This is a genomic window from Polynucleobacter sp. SHI8 (assembly GCF_027944005.1).
GTDB lineage: Bacteria > Pseudomonadota > Gammaproteobacteria > Burkholderiales > Burkholderiaceae > Polynucleobacter.
This window is the reverse complement of sequence record NZ_AP027204.1, coordinates 309381-324942: the sequence shown is the minus strand read 5'-3', so window position 1 is coordinate 324942 and position 15562 is coordinate 309381. Positions and strand designations below refer to the sequence as shown.

The 15562-nt window shown below is 41.4% G+C and carries 16 protein-coding genes; 14 read left to right on the top strand and 2 right to left on the bottom strand.

All coding sequences use genetic code 11. The features are described from left to right. Position 1 precedes the first annotated feature (1 nt). From tolA to nusB, 10 genes are all read left to right on the top strand, one after another. Entirely contained in the window at positions 2–856 is an 855-nt protein-coding gene (gene tolA / locus QMN06_RS01720) for a cell envelope integrity protein TolA (RefSeq protein ID WP_281970778.1), read from the top strand. A 21-nt stretch (positions 857–877) separates the two neighbouring features. After that, on the top strand, positions 878–2158 hold the full coding sequence (gene tolB / locus QMN06_RS01715) for a Tol-Pal system beta propeller repeat protein TolB (protein WP_281970777.1): 1281 nt from the start codon (positions 878–880) through the stop codon (positions 2156–2158). 72 nt (positions 2159–2230) lie between these two features. After that, positions 2231–2743: a peptidoglycan-associated lipoprotein Pal gene (gene pal, locus QMN06_RS01710; protein ID WP_281970776.1), complete on the top strand. Its 513-nt coding sequence runs from the start codon at positions 2231–2233 to the stop codon at positions 2741–2743. Between the two features lie 66 nt (positions 2744–2809). Further along, complete coding sequence (gene ybgF / locus QMN06_RS01705) at positions 2810–3475, top strand: tol-pal system protein YbgF (protein WP_281970775.1); 666 nt, start codon at positions 2810–2812, stop codon at positions 3473–3475. A 41-nt stretch (positions 3476–3516) separates the two neighbouring features. After that, positions 3517–4203: a 7-cyano-7-deazaguanine synthase QueC gene (gene queC, locus QMN06_RS01700; protein WP_281971704.1), complete on the top strand. Its 687-nt coding sequence runs from the start codon at positions 3517–3519 to the stop codon at positions 4201–4203. A 2-nt stretch (positions 4204–4205) separates the two neighbouring features. Then, entirely contained in the window at positions 4206–5321 is a 1116-nt protein-coding gene (gene ribD / locus QMN06_RS01695; RefSeq protein WP_281970774.1) for a bifunctional diaminohydroxyphosphoribosylaminopyrimidine deaminase/5-amino-6-(5-phosphoribosylamino)uracil reductase RibD, read from the top strand. Between the two features lie 45 nt (positions 5322–5366). Next, entirely contained in the window at positions 5367–6032 is a 666-nt protein-coding gene (locus tag QMN06_RS01690; protein ID WP_281970773.1) for a riboflavin synthase, read from the top strand. Next, positions 6029–7159, top strand: a complete 1131-nt coding sequence (gene ribBA, locus QMN06_RS01685; protein WP_281970772.1) for a bifunctional 3,4-dihydroxy-2-butanone-4-phosphate synthase/GTP cyclohydrolase II — start codon at positions 6029–6031, stop codon at positions 7157–7159. Before QMN06_RS01690 ends, ribBA begins: the two co-directional genes overlap by 4 nt. Positions 7160–7213: 54 nt before the next feature. Then, positions 7214–7720, top strand: coding sequence for a 6,7-dimethyl-8-ribityllumazine synthase (gene ribH / locus QMN06_RS01680; RefSeq protein ID WP_281970771.1), 507 nt, complete (start codon positions 7214–7216; stop codon positions 7718–7720). Next, a complete protein-coding gene (gene nusB, locus QMN06_RS01675) occupies positions 7710–8216 on the top strand; it encodes a transcription antitermination factor NusB (protein WP_281970770.1) in 507 nt (168 codons plus the stop codon). Before ribH ends, nusB begins: the two co-directional genes overlap by 11 nt. A gap of 147 nt (positions 8217–8363) precedes the next feature. Here nusB and QMN06_RS01670 read toward each other — a convergent pair whose 3' ends face one another. Next, complete coding sequence (locus QMN06_RS01670) at positions 8364–9437, bottom strand: lytic transglycosylase domain-containing protein (RefSeq protein ID WP_281970769.1); 1074 nt, start codon at positions 9435–9437, stop codon at positions 8364–8366. A gap of 351 nt (positions 9438–9788) precedes the next feature. Next, complete coding sequence (locus tag QMN06_RS01665; protein ID WP_281970768.1) at positions 9789–10970, bottom strand: ATP-binding protein; 1182 nt, start codon at positions 10968–10970, stop codon at positions 9789–9791. Between the two features lie 226 nt (positions 10971–11196). On the opposite strand from QMN06_RS01665, the gene QMN06_RS01660 reads away from it, so the two are divergent. From QMN06_RS01660 to QMN06_RS01645, 4 genes are all read left to right on the top strand, one after another. Continuing rightward, positions 11197–12693: an NAD-dependent succinate-semialdehyde dehydrogenase gene (locus tag QMN06_RS01660; protein WP_281970767.1), complete on the top strand. Its 1497-nt coding sequence runs from the start codon at positions 11197–11199 to the stop codon at positions 12691–12693. A 64-nt stretch (positions 12694–12757) separates the two neighbouring features. Then, positions 12758–13012 carry a helix-turn-helix domain-containing protein gene (locus QMN06_RS01655; protein WP_281970766.1) on the top strand — a complete coding sequence of 85 codons (255 nt, stop codon included), beginning with the start codon at positions 12758–12760 and terminating at the stop codon, positions 13010–13012. Continuing rightward, on the top strand, positions 13002–14180 hold the full coding sequence (locus QMN06_RS01650) for a type II toxin-antitoxin system HipA family toxin (RefSeq protein ID WP_281970765.1): 1179 nt from the start codon (positions 13002–13004) through the stop codon (positions 14178–14180). Before QMN06_RS01655 ends, QMN06_RS01650 begins: the two co-directional genes overlap by 11 nt. A gap of 178 nt (positions 14181–14358) precedes the next feature. After that, a complete protein-coding gene (locus QMN06_RS01645; protein WP_281970764.1) occupies positions 14359–15558 on the top strand; it encodes a Fic family protein in 1200 nt (399 codons plus the stop codon). Positions 15559–15562: the final 4 nt, after the last annotated feature.

The window sequence follows — 15562 nt, the reverse complement described above, 5'->3', positions numbered from 1 at the left end:
CATGGCTATTGCTCCGGCGATGCGCTATTCGCGGTGGGAACACCCTGAACCAGGAACGAGAAAATCTTTTCTACTCTCTCTAGCCGCGCATAGTCTATTAGCTCTCATGTTTATGGTCGGCCTCAATTGGAAGACAAGCTCTACACCCGCTGGAGTAGAAGTAGAGTTATGGGATAACTCCCCACCCCAAGTGATAGAAACAACGCCAATTGAAAAAGTGGCGCCTATCATCGATGAAAAAGCTGAGATTGTGATCGAAAAGAAAAAAGTGGAACCTAAAGTCGAACCACCTAAAAAAGTCGAAGTAAAGCCAGTCACACCCCCAAAACCAGTTGAAAAAGAAAAACCCAAGGCAGAAGTTAAACCCAAGCCAGAGCCTAAAGTAGAACCCCCCAAAGAAAAACCCAAGGCTAAAGAAGAGGTAAAAGAAAAGCCAAAAGCTCCGCCAGTCGATGCAAAACAAAAAGCGGCTGAAGAAAAAGAACGAGCAGACAGGATTGCAAAAATGCGCGCTGATGCTGGCGCCGAAAGCGGTGGATCGGGTGGTACAACAGGCTCTGGAACTGGCACTGGAGGAGTTGCATCGCCAGGTTATGCGGATAAAGTGCGCCGAGCGATTAAACCACGAATTGTTTTTGGCAACGCCGCTCAGGTGGATGGTAATCCAGCCGCAAATGTGGCAGTGGAATTAGCGCCTGACGGCAAAATCTTGAGTAAAAGACTAGCCAAATCAAGTGGCTTACCTGATTGGGATGCGGCGGTATTAAGGGCAATTGATGATGCTGGTAGCTTACCCAAAGATGAAAATGGTACCGTCCCAAAATCGATTATGCTTATTTTTAGACCGAAAGATTAATTCCTTTAACGTGGATTACAAATGAAAAAAATACTTGCTTGGTTATTACCTACTCTTGCTCTCTTGGGCCTTGGCTCAAATGCTTTTGCACAAATGCAAATCGAGATTACGGGAGTCGGACAAACACAATATCCCATCGCCATCACCCGTTTTTTAAATGAATCCGGCTTACCTTCTTTTGTGACCGATGTGGTTCGTTCAGACCTTGCGAATAACGGTAATTTTGCAAATGTAGAACGTGGTGAAACAGAAGTAGCTGAAAATGCCAAGCCTGATTTTTCGATGTGGAGTTCGCGTCGTGCTCAAGCTTTGGCCATCGGGACTGTGACGCCTTTGCAAAATGGTCAATATGAAGTGAAATATCGCTTGTATGATGTGGCAAAAAATCAATCCTTGGGTGGCACAACCGTTACTGTTGATCGCAATAATCTTCGCAAAGCTGGACATGCCATTGCGGATGATATTGTGCAACGCTTAACGGGTGAGAGAGGTATTTTCTCGACTCGCTTGTCTTATGTTGTTAAAAACGCTGGTCGCTATCAACTCATGATTTCTGATTCTGATGGTCAAAATCCACGTGAGGCACTATCCAGTACAGAACCTATTATTTCGCCTTCATGGTCGCCGGATGGCAAACGTGTAGCTTATGTTTCTTTTGAAAGTAAAAAGCCGGTGATCTATGTGCATGAATTAGCCACTGGTAAGCGCATTATTCTTTCTAACGAAAAGGGCAATAACAGTGCCCCTTCATGGTCACCCGATGGCTCGAAACTAGCGGTCTCTTTGTCACGAGACAACAATACCCAAGTGTATGTCCTCAATGCGGATGGTACTGGTTTAAAAAGAGTTTCAAGAAGCTCTGCGATTGATACGGAACCTCAATTCTCAGCCGATGGTAAATCGATTTATTTCACTAGCGATCGGGGCGGTTCTCCACAAATTTACCGCATGGGTGTAGATGGAGAAAGTGGCGCAAATGCCACACGGGTCACCTTTAAGCATGCCTACGCCACAAGTCCACGCTTATCACCTGATGGGAAATATTTAGCTTACATTGCTCGCTCGGGAGGCTTTCGTCTACAGCTGATGGAGTTGCGTTCTGGCGAAGTCACTGCTTTGACGCAAACCAATTATGATGAAACGCCTACTTTTGCGGCTAATGGTAAATTTTTACTATATGCAACTCGTGTCAATGGAAGACCCGTTCTTGCCGCAGTTTCAGTCGACGGTCAGGTGAAACAAGTGTTAAGTATTCCTGGTTCGGTCGTGCGTGAACCAGCTTGGGGACCATTTTTAAATTAATAGGTGTTTCAAAGATCAAAAAAAATGTACTAAAATACTAATAGTCACTCTTCTAAAGCTAAAGGGAATCTCATGTTCAAGCATTTATTTAATCGTCGCACAAGTTTAGCTGTACTCACGCTCATTACTCTTGGACTGGGTGCGTGTTCCTCCGGTGTTAAGTTGGATGATGTTGAAGCTGCCAAGAAAACTGGTAGCGGCTCCACAGATTCCAAATATGCAAATGAGCCATGGAATGATCCTGCAAGCCCTATTTACCAAAAAAGTTTTTACTTTGATTTTGATAGTTACACGGTTAAATCAAGTGATCAATCGTTAATTAATTCACATGCTCAGTTTTTGAATTCAAATAAAAGTCAAAAAATTGTGATTCAAGGTAATACGGATGATTCTGGTACTACAGAATACAACTTAGCTTTAGGTCAAAAGCGTTCTGATGCGGTACGTAAATTACTCAGTCTTCTAGGTGTTTCAGAATCACAAATGGAAGCCGTTAGTTTCGGTAAAGAAAAGCCTAAATCAACTTCACCTGATGATTCTGGACGCGCTGAAAACCGTCGCGCTGATATTGTTTACATCAAATAATATTTCTTAGTGACTTTCTACGTGAGATACACACGTTATTGGATGATTGGTTTGGTCCTGGGGTCCTTGACTGGGACTTCACATGCGGCACTGTTTGAAGATGGTGATGCAAGGAAACAAATCAATGTTCTTACAGAGTCCCTCAAAACGAATCAAAAAGCAGTTCTAGAATTATCGATTTCGAACGACAAACTGAATCAGGAAAACCAAGAGCTTCGCGGTCAAATTGAAGAGTTAAAGAAAGGTCATGAAGAACTCACTGAAAGTTTGAAAAGCTACTACACAGAACTCAATGCGCGCTTACAAAAATTTGAGCCGCAAGATGTAGAGATAGAGGGTGTCAAAGGAACTTCTCAACCTGGTGAAAAAGATGCTTATGATTTGGCACTGAAGGATTTTCAGAATGGTGATTTAAGTAAAGCTAACAAATCCCTCTCTGATTTTATTAGTAAGTATCCGAGTAGCCCTTATTGGCCACTTGCTAAATATTGGCTAGCCAATACCCAATACGCTCAAAAAGATTACAAAGCAGGTATATCTACTGCGCAGTCTCTGATCAAACGATATCCAGAACATAAACGTGTTCCAGAGGCTCTCAATACAATTGCCAATTGCCAAATTGAATCTGGTCAAAAGTCAGATGCTCGTAAAACTTTAGAGTCGATTACCAAAAATTATCCAAACACCAAAGCTGCAGAAAATGCTGCCTCGGCCTTAGCTAAATTGAAGTAATGACCCTCATGTCAGATTTTTCTCAGTTCTCCCCGCGCAAAATTGGAGACAGCGCAGTTGTCTTACTTTCTGGGGGATTAGATTCTGCAACGGTTTTGGCTTTAGTAAAAAGTCTAGGTTACACGCCCTATGCTTTGTCTTTTCGCTATGGTCAAAGGCATTCTTCAGAACTTGATGCTGCTAGCCGTATTGTAAGCGAACTCGGCGCCATTCGTCATGAAATTATTGATTTAGATCTGCGTCGTTTTGGTGGCTCAGCACTAACGGATATGGCGCTAGAATTACCTACTTCCAAAACAAACACGCCTCATCAAAATATTCCTATTACGTATGTCCCTGCCCGGAATACGATTATGCTCTCCTGCGCATTAGGCTGGATGGAAGCCCTAAGTGCAACAGATATTTTCTTTGGGGCAAATGCGGTTGATTATTCGGGTTATCCAGATTGTCGACCTGAGTATGTCAAGTCATTTGAAACGCTTGCCAATCTTGCAACACGCGTGGGTGTGGAGAATCATACGGTTAGAGTTCATGCTCCGATTATTTCCATGACAAAAGCACAAATCATTCAAACGGGTATTTCATTGGGTGTTGATTTTTCTCAAACGGTTTCCTGTTATCAAGCTAATGAACAGGGATATGCCTGTGGAATTTGTGAATCCTGTGGACTCAGGCAAACTGGCTTTAAGGAAGCAGGGGTAGTAGATCCAACCCTCTATCAAAAATAAAGATGAGCACTTTCGATACTCAAGATCAATCCTTTATGCTCCAAGCATTGCAATTGGCCATAGAGGCAAGGGGTGTCAGTGATCCTAATCCAAGGGTTGGTTGTATCATCGTAAAAAATAACCAAATTATTGGTCAAGGATTTACTCAAGTAGTAGGCAGTCATCATGCGGAAATCATGGCATTACAAGATGCGAGGCAACAGGGCCATAATCTTCAAGGGGCCACGGTCTATGTCACCTTAGAGCCTTGTTGTCATCATGGCAAAACGCCTCCTTGTACCAATGCTTTAATTGAAGCAAAAATCGCAAAGATCTTTATCGCTACATTAGACCCTAATCCACTTGTGAGTGGTCAAGGTGTGGCACAGCTTCAAGCCCAAGGAATTGAAGTACATTTTGGTCTTTTTGAGTTGCAAGCCATGATGCAGAACTTGGGCTTTATGAAGCGCATGAAAGAGGGGTCTCCCTGGGTACGCTTAAAAATGGCTTCCAGTATAGATGGTGTTACCGCTTTACCGAATGGTCAAAGTCAGTGGATTACGAGTGAACAAGCAAGGGCTGATGGACATCTGTGGCGCTCTCAAGCCAATGTCTTATTAACCGGTATCGGTACTGTTCTTGCTGATAATCCACAGCTAAATGTTCGGGGTGTGCCCATCATGAAGCAACCTTTAAGAGCAATCATTGATTCTAAATTAGATGTACCGCTGGATGCCCACATGCTCCATAACGGCGCGACTATTATTTATTGTGCCTCCTCTGAATCTAGTCCATCGAGAGAAAAAAAGTCGGCGTTAATTGACATGAATATACAAGTCATAGAAATTCCGAATCAAAATGGTAAGGTTGACCTTCCCGCAGTTCTTAAACACTTAGCGGCCAACTATGAAGCTAATGAAGTTCATGTTGAAGCGGGTTTCAAATTAAATGGCTCCCTCATCCGTGAAAACTGTGTGGATGAGCTCTTACTTTATTTGGCTCCACAGCTTCTGGGATTTGGATCAGGACTAGCCAATATAGGTCCTCTAGAATCTTTACCAAATAAAAATGCTTGGGAATTTATCGATCAGCAAATTCTTGGGAGTGATCTTCGCGTGCGACTCATGAAGTCGCAATAGCATCCTCAATCAGCAAATCTGTGTCCCTTCGTGGATAATAGAGGGATGTTTACAGGAATTATCGCCTCAATCGGCAAAATTACTCATGTTCATCCTTTTGGGGATGGGTTTCGCTTAAGCATCGATGCTGGAAAACTCGATTTATCCGATGTGATTCTAGGCGACAGTATTGCAATCCAAGGTGCTTGTATGACGGTGGTAGAACTTACTCCCTCTTCGAACTCTTTTGCGATTGATATCTCTGCAGAATCTATCTCCAAAACTTCTGGCTTATCTGTCCCCGGTCCTGTCAATTTAGAAAAGGCTTTGCGATTTAACGATCGCCTAGGTGGACATTTAGTCAGTGGTCATGTGGATGGTATCGCTACAGTCGCAGAGTTTTATGTAGTTCAAAGTGATGCCGATGCCTCGCAAAATTCGAGCTCTTGGCATTTATCTATTGATGCGCCTTTCTCACTGGCTAAATACCTTGCTTACAAGGGTTCAGTGGTCATCAATGGGACATCTTTAACCGTTAATCAAGTTGAAGACATGAACCATGAAGGTCAGCAATTTTGCCGTATTCATATCAATTTGATTCCTCACACTCTTGAGAACACCACCTTACAATTTTTAAAGGTTGGTGATCAAATCAATCTAGAAGTAGATTTAATCGCTCGCTATCTAGAAAGAATGTTAACCGTAGATCCCAGCATGGGTAAAAAACAATGACGAACGAACTATCTCAATATTTAAGTCCTACCACTGACATCATTGCCGATATGCGCGCGGGCAAGATGGTGATTTTGATTGATGAAGAAGACCGTGAAAATGAAGGTGATTTAGTGATCGCCGCCGAACATGTGACTGCTGAGGCCATTAATTTTATGGCGCGCTTTGGTCGAGGCTTAATTTGCTTAACTCTGACAAGAGAACATTGTGAGCAGCTAAAGTTACCACTCATGGTTCGGGATAATGGTGCTTCGATGGGGACCAACTTTACAGTTTCTATTGAAGCTGCCCAAGGGGTTACGACGGGGATTTCTGCTGCTGATCGCGCCCACACCATTTTGACTGCCGTAGCAAAAGATGCTGGTCCACAAAGTATTGTCCAGCCTGGGCATATTTTTCCACTCATGGCACAGCCTGGTGGTGTTTTAGTTCGATCAGGCCATACCGAGGCAGGATGTGACTTCGCTGCTTTAGCAGGATGCAAACCAGCTTCTGTGATTTGTGAAATCATGAACGATGACGGGACAATGGCTCGCCTACCTGATTTAATTGAATTTGCTAAAGAGCATCAAATGAAGATTGGCACGATTGTTGATTTGATTAAATATCGTAGCCAAAATGAAAGTATGGTCAAAGCCATCGGTAAAAAAACCTTTAAAACCGCTTGGGGTGAATTTTTAGGGACACTGTATCAAGATGTCCCTAACCAACATTTACATTTAGCCCTCTCCGTAGGTACCCCTCGTCCTGATGAGCTTACTTTGGTTCGTGTGCATGAACCCACTATTTTTTTGGACTTTTTAGATCAAGGCGCACATTTTCATTCATGGCCTTTAGATAAGGCTTTAGAAAAAATTTCAAATTCGGCCTGTGGCGTCGCTGTTTTATTAAATGTGGATTCTGACAAATCTCAATCCCATCATTGGTTTAAAGAATTCGAATCAAAAACTGAACAAACACTAAATTCCCCGGCAATCCGCAAGCATGACTTTAGGACTTACGGTATCGGTGCACAAATACTTAAAGATCAAGGGGTTGGCAAAATGCAACTCATGAATAAGCCTGGTCCACTCTCCGGAATGGCCGCTTATCAGCTAGAAGTTGTTGGATATGTAGAAGTTCAGTAATACTTGTTATATAGTCTTACTTTATCGTCCACTTCACCTTAAGGAAATTTGATCATGAATGAAAATCAGCCCAATGAAGAAATCGGACAAATCGACTTTTTAGAGCCCAACTTAGAAGGTGCGCAGATTAGTATTGCTATTGTGCAAGCAAGATTTAACGAAGAGTATTGCCATGCACTTACACAAAGTTGTATCCAAGAACTCCTACGTTTAGGCGTTTCTACCGATGATATTTTGCTCACCACCGTGCCAGGCGCATTAGAAATACCCCTTGCCTTACAAAAATTAGCTGAATCCGGTGAATTTGATGCCTTGATTGCCTTAGGTGCCGTGGTGCGAGGTGAAACTTATCATTTTGAGCTTGTATCCAATGAGTCTGGTGCTGGCATTACTCGTGTCAGTCTTGATCTTGGCATTCCGATTGCCAATGGGATACTAACGGTTGATACGGATGAACAAGCACGCGCAAGAGTTGAACAAAAAGGTAAGGACTGCGCCTTGGCTGCCGTAGAAATGGCTAATTTTTGTATCACCATACAGGATGGGGAAGATGCCTCCTAGTCCGTATCTTACTGAGCAGCATAAGTTAGTTTCTTCGACCCAGATAAAACGTTCATTAACTCCTCGTAGAAGAGCGCGTGAATATGCTCTTCAGGGTGTGTATCAATGGTTGATGATCACCAAATCTGGTGGACTTCCCACGACACATCTAATTGCTAAACAACTTGGCGAAGATCCAGCTTTTATAAAAGCGCAATATGCATTATTTGAGTCTGTTTTCGAAGGGGTTTGTGAACATGTTGACCAACTTCAGTCAGAGATTGCTGAATTTTTGGATAGACCCATTGAGGAACTATCTCCCATCGAGCTTGGTTGCATGATGATTGGTGCTTTTGAACTTAAATACGATTTAGCAACGCCTTATAAAGTTGCCATCAATGAGGCTGTTGAGCTCACCAAAACCTTTGGTGGAACGGATGGCCATAAGTACGTGAATGGTGTACTAGATCAAATTGCACAGAAAGTGCGTTCTCAAGAAATCTTCGCTGATAAATAAGAATGGCTTGGGGGTAAGCTGCTCTTGAAGTCCTGCTGGCTTGATTGAATAATCTCAACCCCCTTAGTTGGTTTTGTCCGTTTAATCAGTAAAAATCCCCGCAAGATATTATCTTTACGGGGATTGCATGGCTTACTTAAAGAGTGATTAAGATTCTTGCTCTTTAGACTCTGCGACTTCAATTGTTGTCGGAGTTGGCAAAGTGAGCTCTAGCTTACTCTCAGGTTTGACCACTACATTCGTAGGAGGAGGTAATACTTTAGTGAATTGTGCAGAAGATACTTCCAAAGGAATTTCTTGGATTTGAGTATTCTTCAGGAGCGCAATTAACATGTCACGCTCACGCATCACTTTACCCGCATAACCACCATCGCCGACAGTTGCACCACCTACGTAATAACGTAAACCACCTTGCAATGATCCAGCTTGAGCAATAAAGTACTTCAAAATATAAGCGCCTACACGAATATTCGCTTCAGGCTTAAATGCTGCGGCAGGACCACCATAAGGCACAAATTTATCAACGTGGACACGTGTCAACACTTGCATCAAGCCCTGTGCACCCATATTACTTTGGATGTTTGGATTAAAGTTTGACTCAATCGCCATCACAGCCACCAGCAATATCGGGTCAAGTTCGACTTCCTTAGCAACTAAAATCGCATGTGACACATACTGATTGATCGCTTTAGGATCTACACGGTACTTATTGGCCATCACGTTGGCAACTTTTTGCTGGTCAGCGATAGAACTCATTAAACGAGTATCTTGAGCTGCCGGATCAATTCTTCCAGGAATTTGCTTTGCTAAAGGTGCAATCGATGGCACTGGAGCACGTAAGACTTCAGGGCTAATTAATGCATCACCTGATTTAGAGGTGTCCAAATCCATCTTACCCATTGAAACAGGTTTCATCGTCGGCGCAGAATCCATGCTCTCGACATTGACATTTGCAAGTTCAATATTTGGACTAATCGATTTTGCGAGCTCTGCACGCAATGGCTCATTCACGGCAACGGCAACACCCATGAACACACCAATAATCGCGGTTGAGTTACCAACTCTTGCGATAGTTGCTTTGAAATTGGTTTGGGGTTGAGCTTTATAAACTTTATAATCAGACTTCTGAGCATAAGTGCTTAGCTTCTTACGAGCACCACCCAAGAGGTCTAAAGACTTCTTTTGTGTCTGTTCATAAAAGTTAATCAACTTTGTTTTCATCAATTCTTACCTGCTGCTTTGTTAACGAATGCCAATCTTAGGTGACTCTTTATACCAAGTCAAGAATATAGAAATCAATATCTATATACAAAAGTTATGAAATGACTCCTATTATTACTATGTTGATACTCACTTACTAAAATTTGTTTTGAATTCAAGCACGAAAAATGTTAGTGCTTACTAATTTTATTATGTGAAAAAACCCTATTTTTGGAGATGTTTAGCTAAATTTTTACACTGTGAAACAATTTATTGGTTTTTTTAAGAATTGTTTCACGAGATTCTTAGAAGGTTCAGTTTTTGCAGTTTGACCACCTGGTCATTTAGTACTTGTACTTTTCAATAACTAAATTAGCTATAGGTATCTAAAGAGATTAATTGATTAGCCAGATCGCTTAATGAAATAACATCAATGTCCTCTGCAATTCGATACGACTCTTCGCCAGGGTAAACGACAAACTTTCGACTGGGTTTAACATCCTCACATGCCGAATAAAATCCTCTCTCTAGTTTCGGCTTGAGACTCCGCTTGATTTCAATTGCCCATATTTTTCCATCGGGCAAATTGAGTAAAAGATCTATTTCTGCACCGCCACTGGACCGGTAATAATAAGCTGAAGCTTCTTTAGGTAAACAAGATAGTAGATTTTCAATAACAAAACATTCCCAACTATTTCCAAGTATGGGATTTGATAAAAGACTTTCTTTATCTTTGATATTTAACAAAGCATGAACTATTCCACTATCCCTAATCATAACTTTTGGCGTTTTAGAAATTCTCTTTCCTAAATTGGTATGCCAGGGTTGTAATTTTCGAACTAGCATTAAATCAACCAATAAGTCCAAATAGGCATTCACCGTTTTTACATTGATGCCGAGACTGCGGCTTAATTCAGATGAATTCATTGGACAGCCCTGATGATGGCAAAGCATCGTCCAAAATCTTCGAAGATTTTCCGATGAAATATTAAACCCTAATTGAGGGATATCCCTTTCAATATAGGTGCGAATAAAATTCTTTCGCCACAATAAGCTCGATTCATTATTTACTGCCAATAAACTATTCGGAAAACCCCCTCTAACCCATAAGTTATCCTGCCAAGATGGGGAAACCTCAATGATGTTTATCGGATCTAATTCTAGATAAGCTACTCTACCAGCTAAAGATTCGCTTGATTGTTTTAACAGTTCAAATGATGCCGATCCTAAAAGCAAAAAAGAACCATTCACTTTCCCTGCACGTCTTCTTTTATCGATGACTCCCCTTAAATTTGGAAATAATCCAGGCGTGCGTTGTACCTCGTCAAGGATGATAAGCTGGTCTTTGTGATCCTCTAAATAAAGTTCAGGTTGTTCAAGCTTGGCGCGATCTGACTCAGATTCTAAATCTAAATATACTGCATTAAACTGATTACTAATGTCAAAAGCTAAGGTTGTTTTTCCAACTTGTCGTGGACCCAACAGTACAACTGCTGGAGAGTACTCTAGTTCTTTGAGCAGTTTTTTCTTTAAATATCGATCAATTGTATTCATTATCCTTGCAATTCTACCAGTCTTATGGACGAATTGCAAGGATAAATGGAATGTTATCCCTTAAGTGAAGGACTTTGCTTCAATTACGGTCAAACTTGCATGTGATATTTATGCGCAAAATATAGGCCTCTTTTTTTGTAACAGACTCTCATCACTCATGTTAAATTAGTGTTTCTAATTATTAAACAAAAGCCTATTCAATAGGCTCATTTTGGAGATCCGTTTTATGAATGCACCAGAGCGTATGGCACAACCATCAATTCCTTCACTGTTAAAAAATCCTGCCTTGTTTCAGGAACAAAGCTTTATTAACGGTGCTTGGAAATCTTCCACTAGCGGTGAAACTTTTTCTGTCAATAATCCAGCAACGGGTGACATTATTGCCAAAGTTGCCAATATGCAAACGCAAGATGCCTTGGCAGCTATCGACGCCGCTCATGTAGCATTTGCATCTTGGAAAAACAAATTGGCAAAAGAGCGTTCTGCCATTATGCGCAAATGGTTCAATCTCATTGAGGCCAATGCAGATGATTTAGCCAAACTCATGACCATTGAACAAGGCAAACCTTTAGCGGAAGCAAAAGGTGAGATTATGTACGGCAACTCATTTATTGAGTGGTTTGCAGAAGAAGCTAAGCGCGTAGCTGGAGCTGTTCCGTCTACGACTTGGTCAGACAAACGCCTCGTGGTCCTCAAGCAACCCATTGGTGTTTGCGTAGCGATTACGCCTTGGAATTTTCCGACGGCAATGATTACTCGTAAAGTAGCCCCTGCGATTGCTGCGGGATGTACGATTGTGATTAAACCTGCTGAACAAACACCCCTATCTGCTCTAGCCTTGGCTGTTCTTGCTAAAGAAGCAGGGATGCCAGATGGTGTTTTTAATATTATTACGGCTGATGCAGATCGCTCCATTGAAATCGGCAAAACCTTGTGCGCCTCCAAGTCTGTGGCGCATTTATCTTTTACAGGCTCAACCCCTGTAGGTCGTATTTTGATGGCGCAGTGTGCGCCAACGGTTAAAAAAGTGGCTCTTGAACTTGGTGGTCATGCCCCTTTTATCGTTTTTGAAGATGCGGACATCGATGCTGCAGTAGCTGGTGCAGTGGCTTCAAAATATCGTAATGCAGGTCAAACTTGTGTCTGTACGAATCGTTTTTATGTCCATGAAAGTTTGCATGATGAGTTCGTAGAAAAACTCGCGAAAGCATCTGCAGCTCTTCCCGTCGGAAATGGTTTAGATGCCGGCGTTAATCAAGGGCCACTCATCGATGAGCAAGCGATTGAAAAAGTAGAGCGTCATATCGCTGACGCCGTTAGTAAAGGTGCTTCATTAAAAACAGGCGGTAAAAAACATGCATTGGGCGGACTTTTCTTTGAACCAACTGTTCTTGCTAATGTCACTAATGATATGCAGATTATGACTGAGGAAACCTTTGGTCCAGTCTCAGCTGTGGTCCCCTTTAAAGATGAGGCCGATGTGATCGCTGCTGCAAATAATACAGAATTCGGCTTGGCGTCTTATTTTTATAGCCGTGATATCGGTCGTATCTGGAGAGTCGCTGAACAACTCGAATACGGCATGGTTGGTATTAATACGGGCTTATTCTCAAATGAAGTTGCGCCATTTGGTGGTGTCAAACAATCCGGCCTAGGTCGTGAGGGTAGCATTTGGGGTATGGACGAATATATGGAAATGAAATACCTCTGTATTGGGCTGTAAACTCCAAGCTAAAAATGTTAACCAAGGTTAACATTTTTAGATAAAATTAAGTATAATGTTAACTATGAGTAACTTTATACTGAGTTTTGATGATTTAGCAAAAGAATTTAAGGCTGAAAGAAAAGCTTTGGGATTCACGCAAGCACAAATTGCAAAAAATGCTGGGTTGCGCAGAGAAACTATTATTCAAATTGAGGCCGGGGAAAATGTTCAAGTCTATTCCCTACTCAAAGCAATCTCCGCTTTGGGCAAAGCGATTGAAATCGTCGATCGAAGAATAGATTATGATCGTTTAAAGGAAATGTTTGATGAGTCCTGATCGCGTCAAACAACTTCAAGTGATCTCTCCTCAAGGTTTGTCGGGCTCGATTACTAAGGATGCGCGCTTTGTTTTTAACTACTTAACAACGAATCGTGATGCGGAGGTTTCTCTTAGCCTTCCTATCAGGGCAGAAAGTTACGCAAGCGGAGGCTTATTTTCTGTTTTCCAAATGAATAAGCCAGAAGGCTATTTACTAGAATTCTTAAAAAATAGATTTTCTAAGTCTATGTACTTAGATGACATGATGCTTCTCAAGTTAACTGGTCAAAATCAAATAGGTAGGCTCACTTATATAGACCCTCTTCAAGAAGAAATGACTCCCTTGAAGAGTCAAGTGAGTGCCGAAGAACTTATCCAGTCTAATACATCGGAAGATCTCTTCGAATTCCTTGTTGATACCTACTTTAGTTCGGGCATATCTGGCTTTCAGCCTAAAGTGATCGTTCCTGTGGTTGATAAAAAAACAATCTTAACCACCCAATACATAGTCAAAGCCTCTGGGGAGGATTACCCTCTTCTTGCTCAAAATGAATTCTTATGTATGGAAGTAGCACGCGTTGCCGGTATTAGCGTCCCTGAGTTTTGGCTATCTAATGATGGTGGTCTTTTTATTATGAAAAGATTTGATAGGACTAATAGTGGGGAAAAGCTTGGTCTTGAGGATATGCTGACATTAATGGGCAAAGGGATCGATGAAAAATATCATGGAAGCTACGAAAGCATTGCCAAACTGATTGATACCTATTGTGGCATTCATGCTAATGAAAGTAAAGCACGATTATTCGAGTATCTATCGGTCTCTGTTTTACTTCGCAATGGCGATGCTCACCTTAAAAATTTCTCATTACTCTACGATTTACCAAGAGGAAATATTCAACTTTCTCCCCTGTATGACGTTGTGACAACATCTATTTATACCATCACAAATCCTAAAACTGGTGGTACCAAAGTTGATAATACGATGGCTCTGAATTTAAATAAAAGTAAATCGTACCCTCTCCAAGATGCACTTATAGCGTTTGGTCAAAATGTCTGTATGGTTAAAAATGCAAAAGAAGTGATTGATAAAATTGAAGATGCCAAACGGACGGTTCTTCATGATTGTGCCCACCGCGCAGATGATGATCTTGTTAAAAAACTAAAGCTTGCCTGGTTAGTAAATTAATTTTTATGGTTACTTTTGTTAAATGAGCATAACTCTATAAATTTTGACAAACAACTAAACTAATATCCGGCAAAATAACCGGCAATATAAATCTATAAATCATGTCTTGTATTAACATTAAGTAATTGTTATTATTTTATTTATTAATAAATATTAACCGGCAAAATAACCGGCAAAAATGGTCAAAGTAAACAGTCCCTATTATGATAGTATTCGTCAATTTGAACCTTTGCTCCCAAAACAAAGGATAGATGAATTACAGGCTCAAACTCTAGAAATCGAGGAAAAGTCTTCTCGTCTTGGTAGCGGCGTTCATTTAACAACAATCAACTCCATTCAAGAGTTAGTGCGCTCTATGAACTCCTACTACTCCAATCGCATAGAGGGACAAAGTACCCATCCAGCTAATATTGAGCGGGCTTTAGCTCGTGACTTCTCAGATAAGCCTGATATCGCAAAACTTCAAAGGGTGGCAATTGCCTATATCGATGCGGAAAAAGAACTTGAACGCAATAACGGTAGAGGCCTCGAAAACAACTTGCGTTCAAGCATACTTATTCAGGCTCATCGTGCTTTATATCAAAAACTAGACTCTCTGGATAGAAATATACCTGAGGGTCGTGTCATTGAACCTGGCCAGATTCGACAAGAGCAAGTAACAGTGGGGAATCATATACCCCCTATTTGGAGCAACATTCCCAATTTTTTAAATCGTATGGATGAAGTATATGCAAAGCAGGCTCCAAGTCATCAAGGACTTATTTACATAGCATGCGCTCATCAAAGAGCAATGTGGGTGCATCCATTTTTGGATGGCAATGGCAGGGCTGTTCGATTACAAACTCACCTTGCCATGTTAGATATAACAAATGGATTATGGTCAATGAATCGAGGGCTTGCTCGGAATCGAGAGGCTTATTATGCCTATCTTTCAGGGGCGGATGATCCAAGACATGGCGATTTGGATGGTAGAGGAAATTTAAGCGAAAAAATGTTGCATGAGTGGTGTCAATGGTTTATCGGCATCGCGCATGATCAAGTGAGCTTTATGGATAAAATGCTTAACCTTTCTGAAATGAGGAAAAACCTAGAAGCACTGATTTCTTTTCGCTCAAGTCAAGATAAAGAAATTCGTAGGGAGGCGATTGTCCCTCTTTACCATCTTTACCTCGCTGGTCCCACAAAGCGCGGAGATTTTTTACAAATGACTGGTTTAGGCGAGCGAACAGCCAGATCTTTACTTTCTAGGTTGTTAAAGACGGGGATCGTAACTAGCGCAAATCATAAAGCGCCTATTCAGCTTGCATTTTCCTTAGATAGTCTGCAATTTTTATTACCCAATCTGTACCCCGAGGCAGCAACTTTAAATATGAATTAAAAAG